We start from the raw sequence: 15,060 nt of genomic DNA, 5'->3' as shown, positions 1-15,060 counted from the left end.
CTACATGAGCTGACGCTGGAAGTAGGTGTATTCGAGGGCGCTGGTGTGCGCCTGCTCGTCGATGTTCGTGGTGCCGCCGTGCCCGCCCTGGGTGGGCTCCCAGAACAGGTACCCGACGCCGAGTTCGGCTAGTCGGGCCGCGAACTTGCGCGCGTGCTGCGGGCCGACGCGATCGTCCTTGGTGGTGGTCCAGATGAGCGGCTCGGGATATCGCACACCGGCCCTCACATGGGCGTAGGGCGAAATCGATTCCAGGAACTCACGTTCGGCGGGTTCGGCCACGGAGCCGTACTCGCCCACCCAGGACGCGCCCGCCGCGATCTGCTCGTAGCGAACCATGTCCAGCAGCGGGACCTGGATGTTCACCGCGTTCCACATCTCCGGATGCTGGGTGAACTCGACGCCCATGAGCAGCCCGCCATTGGAGCGGCCCTGAATGCCCAGATGCCGCGGTGAGGTGATCCGGCGATCCATGAGATCGCGGCCCACCGCCGCGAAATCGTCGAAGGCGTTCTGCCGCTGGGTTTTCAGCGCCGCATCGTGCCAGGCCGGGCCGTATTCGCCGCCCCCGCGAATATTGGCCAGGACGTAGACGCCGCCGCGGTCGAGCCAGAGTCTGCCGAGCAGCCCGTTGTAGGACTGCAGGGTGGAAATGCCGAAACCGCCGTAGCCCCACAGAATCGTCGGGTTGGTGCCGTCGTAGCGCAGGTCGGTAGCGCGCACGAGGAAGTACGGCACCTGGGTGCCGTCGGGTGAGGTGGCCTTGAGCTGCTCCACCACGTAGCGCGACGAATCGAACCGCGCCGGTGCCGATTTCACCGGATCGAAGCGCCCATCCTCGGTGTGCAGCCGCCACAGCGTCGCCGGGGTGAGCAAGGAGGTGACCGACAGGTAGACGGTGTCGCCGCGTGAATCCGCGTCCACCGCGGTGACCGTCGCATTGTCGGGCACCGGAACCGCTGTGGCGGACCAGGTTCCGTCCGGCTGCGGGGCGAAGACGGTGGCGCGGCCGCGCACGTCGTACAGCGAGGTCACCACCACCCGGTCCGCGGTGGTCGCGACCTGCCGCAGCGATTCGAGTGGGCCGGGCGCCCACACCAGGGTGGGGCGCGGGTTTCCGGGATCGGCGGTGAGTTCGTCGGCCCGGAAGGAGATCAGCGATCCCGCCGTGAAAGTTGTTCCGCCCGTGGACCAATCCGCGCGCAAGGACAGCAGCACCCGGTCCCCGACCATGCCTTCCAGGTCGGATTTCGCGGGCAGCGCCACCGGTGTGGTCCGGGTGCCGTCCACCAGGCTCATCCGGCTCTCATAGAACGACGGCCGCCGCCCCACGAGCGTCAGCCGTCTGCCCTGGGCGCCGTCGAGCCGGATCGCGGCGGTGGCCAGACCGTCCGACGGTTCGCCGCGCGCGATCTCCACCGCCTGATCGAGCGTCTGCCCCCGCTGCCAGCGCTTGACCACATAGGGGTAGCCGGAGGCGGTCTTCTCCCCCGGATTCCATTCCCGCGAGACCAGCAGGCTGTTGTCGTCCACCCAGGTGACTTGCTGCTTCCCGCGTTCCAGCTCGAACCCACCGGCGACGAATGCGCCTGCGGCCCGGTCGAATTCACGAACGGTGACGGCGTCCTCACCGCCCTCGGAGAGCTCGACCAGGCAGCGGGTGCGGGTGGCCGGGGAACAGTCGATGCCCTTCCACACCCAGTCGCGGCCCTCGGACAGCGCCAGGGCGTCCAGATCCAGCACGGTCCGCCACTGTGGTTGCGCGGATTCGTAATCGGCGACCGTGGTCTCCCGCCAGATGCCGCGCCGATGCTCGCCGTCCTGCCAGAAATTGCCGATCATGCCGTCCACGAAGGCGGGCGTGGGCAGCCGGTCCGACGCGCCGGCCAGATCGAGGGCCTGCCGGAAATTCTCGGCGTAGCGCGAATCCGCCTCCAGCACGGCGAGAGTCTTCTCGTTCTCGGCCGCCACCCAGTCCTGCACGCGCGGACTGTCGAGCTCTTCCAGCCACTGATGCGGATCGGCCGCCGGACCCGAGCCCCCGCAAGCCGTCACGAGCACCGCCGACAGCACCGCCAGCGCAGTCCGCCACCCTGTTTTCGTCCGTGCTCGACCCATGCCGTCCCCCGTCCGGTGATCATGCGACTTGCCGTGCTCGAAAAAGCGTGCCACCACAGTACAACCGGGCGCCGACGCGATTGTCGGTGTCGGCGGGCAAGATCATGGCCATGGCCGACGAGAACACGTGGACGCTCCCCGCGGCATGGTGGGAGCAGGCGGAGCCGTTCCGCGGGCTGAATCAGGTACGGCCGGAACCACTTCGGCCGTATGCGACGGTGCACGTGCAGCAGCTGCTGCACGGCAACCGGAGGCTGGTGGACACGGTCCTCACGGCGGCGCGGGACGATGGACTGCACGAGTTCGCCGACGCCGCGCAGGCGTATATCGACGCGCCGGACAGCGCCACCGCCACGCCGCTCGGCGCCGGCGTGGTGCTGACGATCCTGCGCTGGATCGCGGTCGGTCCGATGACCGAATCGGAGCACCGGCGGGAATTCCACGCGCTGTTCGTGGACAGCTGGATGCTCGAGCACGGCGTGACCTTCGCCGCCGAGGCCGCGGTCTGGCAGCGCGCGGTCAGCGTACAGCCGGCGCGCCCGCAACAGGGGCGGATGACGGCCTGGTTGCGGGCTGCCGCGCCCGGCGAGCTGGTCATCACCGGCTACGATCATGCCGCGCTACGGGTCCGCGCGATCCTGGCGGATGCTTCGGAATCCGCCTATCGGACCGCGGTACAGCGCCTTTCGGAGCTTCGCTCGGATCCCGGCACGGTGTGGGCACGGTTGGCGACCTCGTATCTGGTTCCCGAGCGCCAGGATTGGGTCGATGCCGATCTCGCGCTCGAGGGGCTGACCACCGAGCACGCCGTACGTATGCTGATCACCTCGCTCACCACGCCCGCACAGCTCACCCGGTACCGGCAGATCGTGAAACGCGTTCTCTACGGCCCGGTCTCGCAGTGGTACAGCCTGTTCACGCAGGTCGGCCCGGCAGCCGTGGATACGCTCGCCACCGAGCTGATCGACGCGCCGGGGCATCCCCCGGGCGATGTCAAACTCGCCGCGAGCCTGCTGCCGCACATCCCCTGCGACGCGGCCTATCAGGCGCTGCTGGACCATATCGACGACAAGCGGGTGCTGCCCGCGCTCACCAAGGCGACGACCAAGTTCCCGCGCCGCGCCATGCGATTGCTGTCCCGCCGGGCGGTCACCACCGAATCACCGCTGGTCGTCCGGACCTTTCAGCTGCACGCGCTGGCGAAGCCGAAACTTGTCGCGGAAGAGGCCGATTCGGCGTCGAAATCGCTGCTGGACCCGCCACGGCCACTGCCGGTGACGGCGGCCGAACTGCCGGCCGTCCTGACCGACCTGCCCGCCCGCGCACCCAAGCTGCCGCGCTGGCTGCCGCCCGTGCTGCTGCCGCAGATCCGCCTGCGCGACACCGAGACCGCGCTGCCTGAATCCGCTGTCGTGCAGGTGATCACGATGCTCATGGCCTCGGGACCCGAAGGCGATCACCCCGAGCTGGCCACCGTCACCGCGCTCGCCGATCCCGTCTCATTGAGCGAATTCGCCTGGGCCGTCTTCGATTCCTGGCATCTGGCCGCCTATCCGGCCAAGAACGGCTGGGTCCTGCACACCCTGGGCCGGTGGGGCACCGAGGACACCGTGCGCCGCTTCGCGCCCTTCCTGAGCAGCTGGCCGAGCAATTCCGCGACGGCGCGCGCCATCGAGGGATTGTCGGTGCTGGCCGCCATCGGCGGGGATGTGGCGCTCATGCATCTGCACACCATCGCCAAGAAGGCCAAGCAGGCCACACTGAAGACCCGCGCCAAGGCCATGATCGAAGAGCTCAGCCGCGCAATGGATGTGAGCGACGAGGAGCTGGCCGATCGCGCGGTGCCCAAGACGGGCCTGTCCGCGAAGGAACTCGCGACCGTCACCAACGACCAGGTCCGGCGATTCGAGGCGGCCATGATCGACGGCCGCCGCTGGCGGGCCTGCTCGTATCGCGCTCTGGTGGTGGACCATCCGGTGCTCGGCGAGCTGGCGCGCCGCCTGGTGTGGGCGGTCTTCGCCGCCGACGGCACGGTCGGCGGCGCATTCCGCGTCGACGACGACCGCACCTTCGCCGATGTCGAGGACGAACGTTTCGAGCTACCCGACGACGCACTCGTGGGGATCGCGCACCCCATGCACCTGGGCGAGGATCTGGACCGCTGGCGGGTGCTGTTCGCGGATTACGAACTGCTGCAACCCTTCGAACAGCTCGATCGGGGCGTGTATCGGTTCACGCCCGCCGAGGCGGCCTCGGATCAGTTGCCGCGCTTCGTGGATCGGACGATCCCGACGGGCAGGCTCTACGGCCTGCGCCATCACGGCTGGGAGATGTCCTACGGTGACGTCAAACGCCGCTTCGGCGTGCTGACCTACGTCACCATCGTGGTGGACCCCGGCATCCAGGGCGGCTACCGCTACGAGGCCGACGAGCAGCGGATTCTCACCGTGCGCATCAACAGCCACTTCGGCGCCCTGGATGCCGTCACGGCCTCCGAACTGCTGCGTCAGCTGGAGCGGCTGGCCGCGTGACGTCCGGCGCGGCGGCCGAAGAACGAACCGGACCCGAGCTGGGTGCCGCTGGCGTAACCCTTGCCGTCCTGCGCCAGGGTCGAGCCGGTCGCGCCCGCCGCGTACAGCCCCGGAATCGGTGATCCGTTCTCCCGCAACACTTCCCCGTCGGCGGAGGTGTACAGGCCGCCGAGGGTGAACCCGGCGTACAGCGCCTTGCCCAGCGTCAGATCGAACGCGCCCCAGGGCCCCTGGTCCTGCGGCTGCACCCACTCCGCGCCCTTGTGGAAGTCGGGGTCCGCGCCGCGCGCGGCATTCTCGTTGTACCGCGCGAGCGTGGATTGCAGTGCGCCGGAGGGAATTCCGAGCGCGGTCTCCATTTCCTCGACGGTCTCCCAGCCATCGATGAGCGGTGCGAGCGGGAACATGGGCTGTTCCATGTGCTCGGAGTCGACGATCAGATAGGCCGCGGCGTCCGGCTGTTCGAGCACGAACGCCGAGGTGCGGGCGTGGTAGGAGTCCTCGGCCACGAACCGTTCGCCCTTGCGGTTCACAATGATTCCGGTCAGCAGCTTGGACGGCGGGTACACCGGCGCGGTGACGAACGCCTGATCCATATTGCGGGTGTCGCCGCCCGCCGAGATCCCCAGCCGAATGCCGAGACCGTTGTCGTAGGTGGTGCCGAGCACGAACGGCTTCTCCGCCAGCCACGGCACATGCTCGGCCACCATCTCGGTGTTCATGACGAACCCGCCGGCCGCCAGCACCACCGACTTCGCCCGCACCGCACCGGTTTTCCCGGATTCCTTCCACTGCACGCCGACCACCGCGCCGCCGGCGTCGACGACCAGGTTGGTCACGCCGGTCTCGTAGCGGACCTCGACGCCGAGGGCGGCGGCCCGCTTCACCAGCAGTTCGATCACCAGCGCCGCGCCCTGCGTGTCACCCGGCACCGGGACCTTGTGCCCGCGCGGGGCGGGCGTCGCCTGCTCCCGGTAGGGCCACACCTTCTCGTTGCCGGTGTACATCAGCCCCTGCGTGCCGGGCTGGATGACCGCCTTCTCGGGGTAGTAGCTGCGCTCGAATTCGAAACCGAGTCCCTCCAGCCAGTCGAAGTGTTCGACGCTGCCGTCGCAGTAGGCGCGGATCTTCTCCTCTTCCGGCTCGCGCGCCACCGCCATCAGGTAGCGGTACATCTCCTCGGCCGAATCCTCGTGTCCGGTGGCGCGCTGCACAGCCGTCCCGCCGCCGAGGTAGAAGTGCCCGCCGGCCAGTGCCGTCGTGCCGCCCGCGACCGCGGCGCGTTCCAGCACCAGTACGCGGGCGCCCGTCGCCGCGGCTTCGACGGCCGCGCAGCCGCCCGCGATGCCGAAGCCGGCGACGACCACGTCGACGTCGTCGCTCCATTCGGAAATCGTCTCCGCCGCAATAATTTCCGGAATCTGTGTTGTCACGCCGCATCCTTCTTGATCTGGTCGAAGAACAGTCGCATATTCGGGCCGATCTCCGCGAGCTCGAGGTACGGCACGCCCGCGGCCGTCCCGTCCAGGTAGGCGAAGCGCATCTGCCCGCCCATGTCTCCCCGCTGCACCACGTCGATGCCCTGTGCCGCAGCGTCTTTCAGGGCGGCGTCGAAGTCGGCGGGTTCCACGCACACGTGGTGCAGGCCGGGGCCGCCGCATTCCAGGAACTCGGTGTAGATGGAGGTTCCGCGCACCGGCTGGATCAGTTCGAGTTGTGTGTCCCCGTTGTAGGCGAGCGAGATGTGCGCGGTGAAGTCCGCGGGTTCGCCTCGGTAGGTGCAGGTTTCGGGTCCGAAGTGCACGTCGGGCATGCGCATCCATTTGCGCACCCCGAAGCAGGTGCCGAGGAATTCCTCGCTCGCCGCCACATCCGTGACCACCCACGCGATCTGGGTGATGGGCCCCGCTGCCACCGTCATCGCAACTCCGCTCGCCGTGTCCTCACGGCAGTTAATCACATTCGCTTAAAATGTAAAGCCCGACCCCTCATGGCGAGGGATCGGGCTGCTCGGTCGACCTGTCACGCCTTGCGCAGGCGCTTGACGGTGCGCATCGTGATCACGCCGCACCCGCCCATGGTGGCCGCCATGAGCACGGTCGACAGCCAGGCCATGGTCGGGATCGGCAGCTGGTAGGCGAGCACCGAGCGCACCAGTGCCTCACCGAAAAGACCTGCGCCCCAAAGGATCGACAGATTGGCGTGGGTGCGGCGCACCGAGGCGTCGGTCCGATAGGCCCGCTCCAGCACCGGCAGGTGCGCCGCGTCGGTCGTGCCGATCGCCCTGCGGGCTGCCGCGTACGTCAGCGGTTTGCCGATCACGGCGCTGATCAGGAACGCGATGCCCACCACGCCGGTGCCGAAGGATTCACGGATGATCATCAACCGGGCGTCGCCACTGAGCATGGCGCCCACCAGGCCGATGGCGAAACCGGCGAGGATGATCAGCGCGAAGCCGTCGATGCGGCGGGCCCGGATCACCCCGGCCACGACAAGGGCCGCCGAGGCGAGCGCACCCGCCAGCAGCGCGGTGAAATCCGAGTAGCCCTGCCAGTGCATCAGGTAGTACGCGGTCATGGGGACGGCGATGTCGAAGGCCATCGGGGCCAGCATCCGCCAGGGGCTGCGACGGGCGGGCCGGGTGGTGGCGGCGGGCGCGGCGGCCACAGGTGCGGTGGTGGCGGTTGCGTTGGTGACCATGGCGTTTCGCTCCTCGTATTCGGCTCTGCGCTACGAGAAACGACGCTACGGACGGGCGGCGCGCACGGGATCTGCCAACCATCACCTCTCGGCCATGACAGTTGTCATGCCCGCCGCTCAGGCGGGCGCGAGGGTTTTCGCCGCCGCGGCATCGAGGGTGCGGCCCTTGGTTTCCGGCGCGCCCCACACACAGATGAGATAGCCGACGGCCGTGATGACCGCCGCCGCCAGGAAGGTCGGCCCCATGCCCAGATGGTCCAGCGACCACGGCAGCAGGTAGGTGCCCAGCGCCGCGCCGACCCGGCTGATGGAGGTGGCGAAGCCGACGGCGGTGGCGCGAATGTGCGTGGGGAACAGCTCGTTCGGATAGGTCCAATCCAGCACGTTCGGCCCGCCGCAGAAGAACGCGTACAGGCACAGCATGAGGAAGGCCAGCATGGCGGGCATGCCCGGCCACACGCCGATGAACAGCACCGGAATGATCATCAGCCCGAAGCACCAGACGATGGTCGGGCGGCGGCCGACGGTGTCGATGAGCCGCATGGCGGGCAGGCAGCCGATCAGGAACACCATGCTGATGATGGCGGTGCCGAGCGTGTCCATCCAGGTACCGGACGGCATTCCGAAGGCCATGAGGATCTGCGGGCCGAAGGTCAGCATGGCGAACAGCACCGTCACCTGGCACAGAAAGAAGCCGCTGCAGAACACCGTCCGCTTCAGGTATTCCGGCTGGAACAGCTCACGCAGCGACCCGTGCTTGACCGGGCCGCCGCCGCCCTCCTCGAGGAGGTCCTCCGGCCGCACCTGCACATGCAGGTATTTCTCGACCATCCGCGCGGCCTTGTCGCCCTTGCCGTGTGTGGCCAGCCAGCGCGGCGATTCCGGGGCGGTGCTCTGCCGGATGATCAGGAAGAACGCGCACAGCACCGCACCGCTGGCCAGCTGCCACCGCCAGCTGCCGTCACCGCCGAAGGTCAGCAGCAGGTAGCCGACCACGTATGCGAGCACGGATCCCGCGTACCAGGCCACGATCTGGAATCCGAGCAGTTTGCCGCGCTGCTTGGTCGGCAGCCATTCACCCAGCAATGAGGTGGCGATCGGATAGTCGGCGGCCACCGCCATGCCGAGAACGAAGCGCAGAATCACAATGAGCCAGGTGGATTCGGCCCAGAACGACAGGATCGAGCAGACGCCGATGACCACCAGGTCGGCGGTGTACATGACCTCCCGGCCGATCTTGTCGGTGAGCACCCCGAACAGGGCGCCGCCGACGAACATGCCGATCAGCGCCGCGGCTCCGATCAATTGGACGTCGACGGTGCTCAGCGACAGCTCATTCTGCATGCCGATCAGCGCGGTCCCGACAATGCTGAGGATGTAGCCGTCCAGCAGCGGTCCGCCGGAGCAGGCGACGGCGAGGCGCTTGTGGAATCCGGTAAAGGGCGCGGTGTCGATCACGGTGCTCATGCGGCCTCCTCGACAGGGCGGTACCCCTATAGGCAACTATCAAGCAAACCTCTCGAACGTAGCGCGACCCGCACCCGCCGAGCACCCCTGACACGCGGGCCGCGCGGCAATAGGACACGATGACTGGGGAAAGTCCGGCAGTGCGGGAGTGGGATAGATGCTTCGTGGCGGTGAGACGTTCGCCGAATACGTGATCGAACGCGAGGTTGGTCGCGGCGGAATGGGGACCGTCTATCTGGCGCGCCATCCCCGGCTGCCCCGCCTGACGGTGCTGAAGGTCCTGAACCGGGACCTGTTCTCCGATCCGGAGAGCCGTGCGCGCTTCGAGCGGGAGGCGGAACTCGCTGCGCGCCTGGATCATCCGAATATCGTCTCGGTCTACGATCGCGGCTCCGAGGGTGAGCAGCTGTGGATCTCCATGCAGTATGTCGAAGGCTCCGACGCCTCCGGACTCGACGGCGGCATGCCGGCCGAGCGCGCCGTGCGCATCATCGCCGAGGTGGCGGAGGGCCTGGACTACGCGCACCGCAAGGGCGTCCTGCACCGTGACGTGAAGCCCGCCAATATCCTGCTGGAGCATCCGGTGGACGGCCGCCCCGAGCGAGTCCTGCTGTCCGACTTCGGAATCGCCCGTCTGCGCGATGACGGCGGCCATCTCACCCGCACCGGCACCTTCACCGCCACGCTGGCCTACGCGTCCCCGGAACAGTTGTCCGGCACCGACCTCGGCCCGCATTCCGACCAATATTCCTTGGCCTGCACGCTTTTCCGGCTGCTCACCGGGGTCGGACCGTTCGAGGCCGAACATCCCGGCGTGATCATGCAGGGTCATCTCTACGAGGCCGTCCCCACCCTGACCTCGCTGCGCCCGGATCTGCCGCCCGCGCTCGACACGGTGCTGGCCAAGGCCATGGCCAAACATCCGGGCGACCGCTACCCCACCTGCGCGGAGTTCGCGGCCGCCGCCCGCCGCGCCGTCACCGCCCGCCCCGAACCCACCACGGTGCGCAGTGCGACCGGCTCGCCCACCACCGTCCTGCCCAGCCCGCCCAAGCCCGCGCGCCGCAGGCTGTACGCGGGCCTCGCCGCCGCGCTGGCCGCGACCGTCGTTGCGGCAGGGGCGATCTGGTACGGCACGGCCGGCTCCGACGCGAGCGAGACGACAACCTCCGCCGGTGACCACGCCGCCATCTGGGCGGCTTTCCCGAAGATGGTCCCCGTCGACACCAAACGCAAAGAGGGCTACAACTCCGCCCGCTGCGAGGCGACCTCCGAGAACAAGCGCAAGGTCGACAGCGACGACGGCCTCGACTTCGGCCTGTGGACGGCCATGTGGGAATGCGAAAGCGGCGGAAGCGATTCCAAGGACCCGGCCTTCCGCTTCTACGCCTACAAATCCGCCGAGGACGTCCGCGCGGTGGCCGCCCTGCTCGACGCGAAAACCCGCTTCACCGAAACCAACAACGGCACCACCTACACCCACTACCGGGTGAAGTCGTATTGGGGCGATGCCATAGTCACCGTCTTCCTGAACACCGACCGCGCACCGTTCCTCATGTACACGAGGCCCCGCTCCTCCAGTGAGAAGCAGGACCTCGTGGCCTGGCTGAAAACAGTGACCCTGGACTAGGCCGGGCGTCCGATCAGGCGATCGCTTCCTCGGATTCATTTGCGGGAGTTCGCGTTCCGGCCGAAGGCTGCGGCTTGATGAGCAGCACCGCCAGTAGACCGCCCAGCAGGCCGACCACTCCCGCGACGGCCAATGCCCCCTGTAGCCCCGCGACCGCCGCCAGTCGTGCCGCCTCCGCCAGCGCGGGTCGCGCGGAATCGGGAGCCTGGGCCAGCAGCAGTCCCGAGCGACCACCGGCGATGACGCGTGCGGCCTCGTCCGCGTCGGGAATCGCGTTGTCCGCCAGGACATTCTGCGCACGGACGGTGAAAACACCGCCCAGAGCCGCGATTCCGAAAGCCATACCGAGCTGTTGCGCGGTGTTCACCGCACCTGTCGCCATACCGCCGCGGCGCGGTTCCACCGCACTCATCGTCGCCGAACCCAAAGTGGCCGTGGCCAATCCGACACCGGTGCCGATAACGACGAAGCCGGGAAGCAACGCCGGCCAGCCCGCGTCACCGTGCACCAGCGCGGCGCCGAGCACACCGCCCGCACCGATGACGAACAGGCCACCGCCGATGATCCGCCCGGCATTCGGACCGTGCAGATGACGGCCGAACCCGGCCGAGACCCCGAATGCCATGGCGGACAGCGGCAATCCGATCAAGCCGGTCTGGATGGGGCTCATGCCCAGCTCGGACTGCAGCCAGATCGAGGTGTACATGAGGACCGCGAACGCGGAGAAGAACAGCGCCGCACCCGCGATCAGCACACCCGCGAACGATCGCTGACGCAGTAGGGCGAGATCGAACAGCGGTTGCGTCGCGCGCCGTTCCACGAGGACGAAAGCGACCAGGGCCGCCGCCGCCACCCCGAGCATCGACCACGTGCCGGCCTCGGACCAACCATGTTCATTGGCCCGGATCAGCGCGTACGTGGCCGCTCCGGCAGCGATTGCGAACCCGGCCATCCCCGCGAGATCCAGTCGGCCACCCTGCTTTTCATCGCGATCGGCGAGCACCCACAGCCCCAGCACAATGACCGCCACGCTGACCGGCAGGTTGACGAAGAAGATCCACCGCCAGCCCGCGGCTTCGGTGAGCACGCCGCCGACGATCGGCCCGATGGCCGAGGAAGCGCCCGCGATCGCACCCCACAGGCCGTACGCCGTACCCCGGTCCCGGCCGTCGTAGGCGCTGTTCAACATGGGGAAAGTGGTGGCGGCCATGGCCGCCGCGCCGATGCCCTGCACCACCCGCGCGGCGACGAGCACCGTCGAGTTGGGCGAAATCCCGCACACCAGTGAGGAAATCGCGAACAGCGCGAGACCGGAGAGGTAGATCCGCCGATGCCCGGCCAGATCGGCGATGGCCCCGACACCGAGCAGCAGCGCGGCCATGGCCACCGCGTACCCGTTCACCACCCATTGCAGTGCACCGAACGAGGCGCCGAGGTCGGCGGCCATGTCCGGCAGCGCCACATTCACGATGGTGACGTCGATGAGCAGCATGAAGGTGCCTGAGCAGATCGTCAGCAGCGGTAGCCATTTGCGCATGCGCCGATGTCCTCTCTGTGGAATCCGAAGGTGGGCACCGAGTTTCCGATTCGAGAAGGCTTCCGGTCGACTGCGGAGCCGGTTCCCGTAGATTTCGTGCAATGGCAGCGATTCCACCGAAGGAAACTTCCGCCTTCGAACCCATGGACCGCGAGATCGTGCGCGCCCTTCAGATCGACCCGCGCATGCCGTTCCGCCAGATTGCCCTCGAGCTCGGCGTAGCCGAGCAGACCGTCGCCCGCCGCTACCGTCGCCTCCGCCGCGAGGGCCTGGTCCGTGTCATCGGTTCCGTCGACGCCCCCGCCCTCGGCGAAAACGATTGGATCGTCCGCGTGCGCTGCCGCCCCGAATCGGCCACCCAGGTCGCCGAGGCCCTGGCCCGCCGCGAGGACGCCGCCTGGGTCGGCATCGCGGCCGGCGGCTCCGAAGTGGCCTTCTCCCTGCACCCCCGCACCCAGCAGGACCGCGACGACCTGCTGGTCCAGCGTCTACAGCGCAGCACCCCCGTCCTCGACATCACGGCGGCGATGATCCTGCACCGCTTCATCGGCCGTCACGCCATCGATGCCCGCGGCCGCCGCGACCGCGAAACCCCCACTCCCACCGAGCCCCGCAAGTTCACCTTCGAACCCACCGACCAAACCCTGCTGGACATGCTGGCCCGAGACGGCCGCACCAGCTACGCCGCCCTCTCCCGCGCAACCGGCCTCTCCGACGCCCGCGTAATCCGCCGCATCACCGCCTTGGAAGAGGCGGGCATCCTCTACTTCGACCTCGACATGGCCCCCGCCGCCTTCGGCACCGGCATAGCCGCCTACCTCTGGCTCAAAGTCTCCCCCGCCCACCTGCATTCAGTGGGCACGGCGGTCTCCGACTTCGAAGAAACCACCTACGCCGCCGCCATCACCGGCCCCTTCAACCTGGTAGCCACCCTCTTCTGCGACTCCCCCGCCCACCTCTACCGCTTCATGTCCACCACCATGGCGTCCTTGGCAGGCATCCACGACTTCGAACTCTCCCCCCTCCTCCGCCGCCTCAAACAGGCAGGCACCCGCACCCACGGCGACCGCCTCGCCCCTCCCACCCCCGCAACCCGTCCCACTCGAAAACGCTGACCCGGCGATCCGGCCCGGAGATTGTTTTGGGCCTAGGGGGGCGGGCGGATGTATCCGGTAGCGCGGCGGTTTCGAATGACGTAGGCAGGTATCGGTCATTCGGAATGAGGTTTCTCATGGGCAGACAGCGGCCCACCGGTTCGATTCTTCCCTTCCATCGTCGCGCGGCGGCACTCGCCGTGGTGAGTGCTCTGCCGTTATCGCTTGTCCTGATTGCCGCTGCGCCCGCTGCCGCGGAGGATCACGCGGGCACTGAAACTGTCGAAATGTCGGTCGGCCCAACGGATACGGTGATCCGGATCGGGAATGTGCAAGTGGTGCGGCCGGATTGGGTGTCGCCCGAGCAGGCCGGGGAGTTCAATACCGCCAGCATCGGGGCGGAATCCGCGCTGTCGCAGGCTCTCGAGTCGACCGGGCTCACGCCGGAGCGGTCCGATCAGATCGCCGGGGCCATACTCGGCGACGCCGCGGTCGGGGCCGTGGTGGGTGCTGCGGCCGCGGCGCCTGTCGCCGGAGTGGGTGCGGTTATCGGCATGGTGTCGGGGGTTGTGGCCGGACTTCCGTTCGCGCCGATCGGGCTGGTGATCGTTCCGGCGATCGGTGCGGCACTGGGGTACGCCATGGTTGCCGCGCCGTTCGCGGCGGTCGGCGCCGCGGTGGGCGCCGCTGCGGGGGCGGTCGAGGGTTATCTCGCTAGCCCGCAGCCTGTTCCGCAGTGAGGATCACGACCGGGATCTCCCAGGGGACCTGAGCCGCCATCTCCTCGATGAACGGCCAGTGCTCGATCTGCTTGTCCCAGAGGCGTTTCCGCTCCGCCGCCGGGGCCACCGAGGCGAGCACCGGCCATTTGTCCGCGCCCACCTCCACCTGGGCGTGCGGGTGGGTGAGCAGATCGTGGTACCAGTTCGGGCCGCCCTCCCGGCCGTTGTCGGCGGCGAAGACGAACAGTCGCTCACCGTCGCGGGCGTAGCCGATCGGGATGGTGCGTGATCCGCTGTCCGTGCTGGTGGTCAGCAGCAGCACATCGATATCCGCGTAGGGGCCGCCGAGTTTCCCGCCATTGGCGCGGAACTCGGCGATCACCTCCCGATATATGCGCTGGCTCTCCTCATACGACATAGGCCGATCGTAGGGGCGGTCGGACCGGCTTGAATTCTTTCCCCGCTCGAGCACTCCCGCACCGATGAATTCGGAGGCCGAGCGCGGTCTACACAGTCAGCCCGAAGTCTCGAAACCCCCTCAGGGAGGACCTATGAGCACCCAAGCCCTGCCGCCCGTTGTCGACACCGCCACCTGGCAGCGCGAACTCGATGCGCTGCGCGCCCGAGAGAAGGCCGCCACCCGCGAACTCGACGCCATCGCCGCGCAGCGCCGGCGCCTGCCGATGGTCGAGATGCCCGACTACACCCTCGACGGTGAGGACGGGCCCATTCGCCTGGCCGAAATCTTCGGGGACAAGACGCAACTCATCGTCTACAACCACATGTGGTTCCCGGGCGAGGAGTGGCAGTGCGGCGGCTGCACCGGATTCACCTCGCAGTTCACCCGATTGGCGTTTCTGGACAACTACGACGCCCGGTTCGTCATCGTCACCCAGGGCCCCATCGATGAGGCCCTCGCCTACAAACGGCGTGTGGGCAACAAGATGGACTGGTACTCCACCGCCAACAGCCCCTTCGGCGCCGACGTGGGTGCGCCGCCCAATGCCGGTTTCGCCGTGAATGTGTTTCTCCGCCACGGCGATACGGTCTACCGAACCTGGCACACCGACGGGCGCGGCACCGAACAGCTCAGCCACTCCTTCGGTCTCATCGACCTGCTCCCCTACGGCCGCCAGGAGGTCTGGCAGGACTCCCCCGAAGGCTGGCCGCAATCGCCCACGTACAGCCGCTGGATGGGTTCCAAGGAGGTAGCCGCCGCCTACGGCGAACCCGGGGCGTAGCGCTGATCGAGTTGTGTTCG

The 15,060-nt window shown here is 68.2% G+C and carries 12 protein-coding genes; 5 read left to right on the top strand and 7 right to left on the bottom strand.

The annotated features are described in order from the left end of the window. On the bottom strand, positions 1 to 2,118 hold the full coding sequence (locus H0264_RS13250) for a prolyl oligopeptidase family serine peptidase (protein WP_181584231.1): 2,118 nt from the start codon (positions 2,116 to 2,118) through the stop codon (positions 1 to 3). Between the two features lie 47 nt (positions 2,119 to 2,165). Here H0264_RS13250 and H0264_RS13245 point away from each other — a divergent pair, with 47 nt between their 5' ends. Continuing rightward, positions 2,166 to 4,649, top strand: a complete 2,484-nt coding sequence (locus H0264_RS13245) for a DUF4132 domain-containing protein (RefSeq protein WP_181584230.1) — start codon at positions 2,166 to 2,168, stop codon at positions 4,647 to 4,649. Here the strand turns inward: H0264_RS13245 and H0264_RS13240 are convergent. From H0264_RS13240 to H0264_RS13225, 4 genes are all read right to left on the bottom strand, one after another. Further along, complete coding sequence (locus H0264_RS13240) at positions 4,625 to 6,082, bottom strand: FAD-binding protein (RefSeq protein ID WP_181584229.1); 1,458 nt, start codon at positions 6,080 to 6,082, stop codon at positions 4,625 to 4,627. The genes H0264_RS13245 and H0264_RS13240 overlap by 25 nt on opposite strands. Further along, a complete protein-coding gene (locus H0264_RS13235) occupies positions 6,079 to 6,570 on the bottom strand; it encodes a VOC family protein (protein ID WP_181584228.1) in 492 nt (163 codons plus the stop codon). Before H0264_RS13235 ends, H0264_RS13240 begins: the two co-directional genes overlap by 4 nt. 101 nt (positions 6,571 to 6,671) lie before the next feature. Further along, the gene (locus H0264_RS13230) at positions 6,672 to 7,349 is read right to left on the bottom strand and encodes a VC0807 family protein (protein ID WP_181584227.1); all 678 of its coding nucleotides are present in this window, start codon (positions 7,347 to 7,349) and stop codon (positions 6,672 to 6,674) included. A 117-nt stretch (positions 7,350 to 7,466) separates the two neighbouring features. Then, complete coding sequence (locus tag H0264_RS13225; RefSeq protein ID WP_181584226.1) at positions 7,467 to 8,816, bottom strand: MFS transporter; 1,350 nt, start codon at positions 8,814 to 8,816, stop codon at positions 7,467 to 7,469. Positions 8,817 to 8,973: 157 nt separating this feature from the next. On the opposite strand from H0264_RS13225, the gene H0264_RS13220 reads away from it, so the two are divergent. Continuing rightward, positions 8,974 to 10,446 (top strand): serine/threonine-protein kinase, encoded by a 1,473-nt coding sequence (locus H0264_RS13220; protein WP_181584225.1) that lies wholly within the window; start codon positions 8,974 to 8,976, stop codon positions 10,444 to 10,446. 13 nt (positions 10,447 to 10,459) lie between these two features. On the opposite strand, the gene H0264_RS13215 is transcribed toward H0264_RS13220, so the two are convergent. Next, entirely contained in the window at positions 10,460 to 11,983 is a 1,524-nt protein-coding gene (locus H0264_RS13215) for an MFS transporter (protein WP_181584224.1), read from the bottom strand. Between the two features lie 101 nt (positions 11,984 to 12,084). Here H0264_RS13215 and H0264_RS13210 point away from each other — a divergent pair, with 101 nt between their 5' ends. Together H0264_RS13210 and H0264_RS13205 are read left to right on the top strand one after the other, a co-directional pair. Then, the gene (locus tag H0264_RS13210; RefSeq protein ID WP_181584223.1) at positions 12,085 to 13,098 is read left to right on the top strand and encodes an Lrp/AsnC family transcriptional regulator; all 1,014 of its coding nucleotides are present in this window, start codon (positions 12,085 to 12,087) and stop codon (positions 13,096 to 13,098) included. A gap of 266 nt (positions 13,099 to 13,364) precedes the next feature. After that, a complete protein-coding gene (locus tag H0264_RS13205) occupies positions 13,365 to 13,817 on the top strand; it encodes a hypothetical protein (RefSeq protein ID WP_181584222.1) in 453 nt (150 codons plus the stop codon). On the opposite strand, the gene H0264_RS13200 is transcribed toward H0264_RS13205, so the two are convergent. Further along, entirely contained in the window at positions 13,792 to 14,217 is a 426-nt protein-coding gene (locus tag H0264_RS13200) for a nitroreductase/quinone reductase family protein (protein ID WP_181584221.1), read from the bottom strand. The two genes, H0264_RS13205 and H0264_RS13200, sit on opposite strands and share 26 nt — an antisense overlap. Before the next feature lie 133 nt (positions 14,218 to 14,350). Here H0264_RS13200 and H0264_RS13195 point away from each other — a divergent pair, with 133 nt between their 5' ends. Continuing rightward, positions 14,351 to 15,040, top strand: coding sequence for a DUF899 domain-containing protein (locus H0264_RS13195; RefSeq protein WP_181584220.1), 690 nt, complete (start codon positions 14,351 to 14,353; stop codon positions 15,038 to 15,040). Positions 15,041 to 15,060 lie beyond the last annotated feature (20 nt).

This window comes from Nocardia huaxiensis (genome assembly GCF_013744875.1).
GTDB lineage: Bacteria > Actinomycetota > Actinomycetes > Mycobacteriales > Mycobacteriaceae > Nocardia > Nocardia huaxiensis.
Note: the sequence above shows the minus strand (reverse complement) of the source record. Positions and strands in the feature narration are given on the sequence as shown.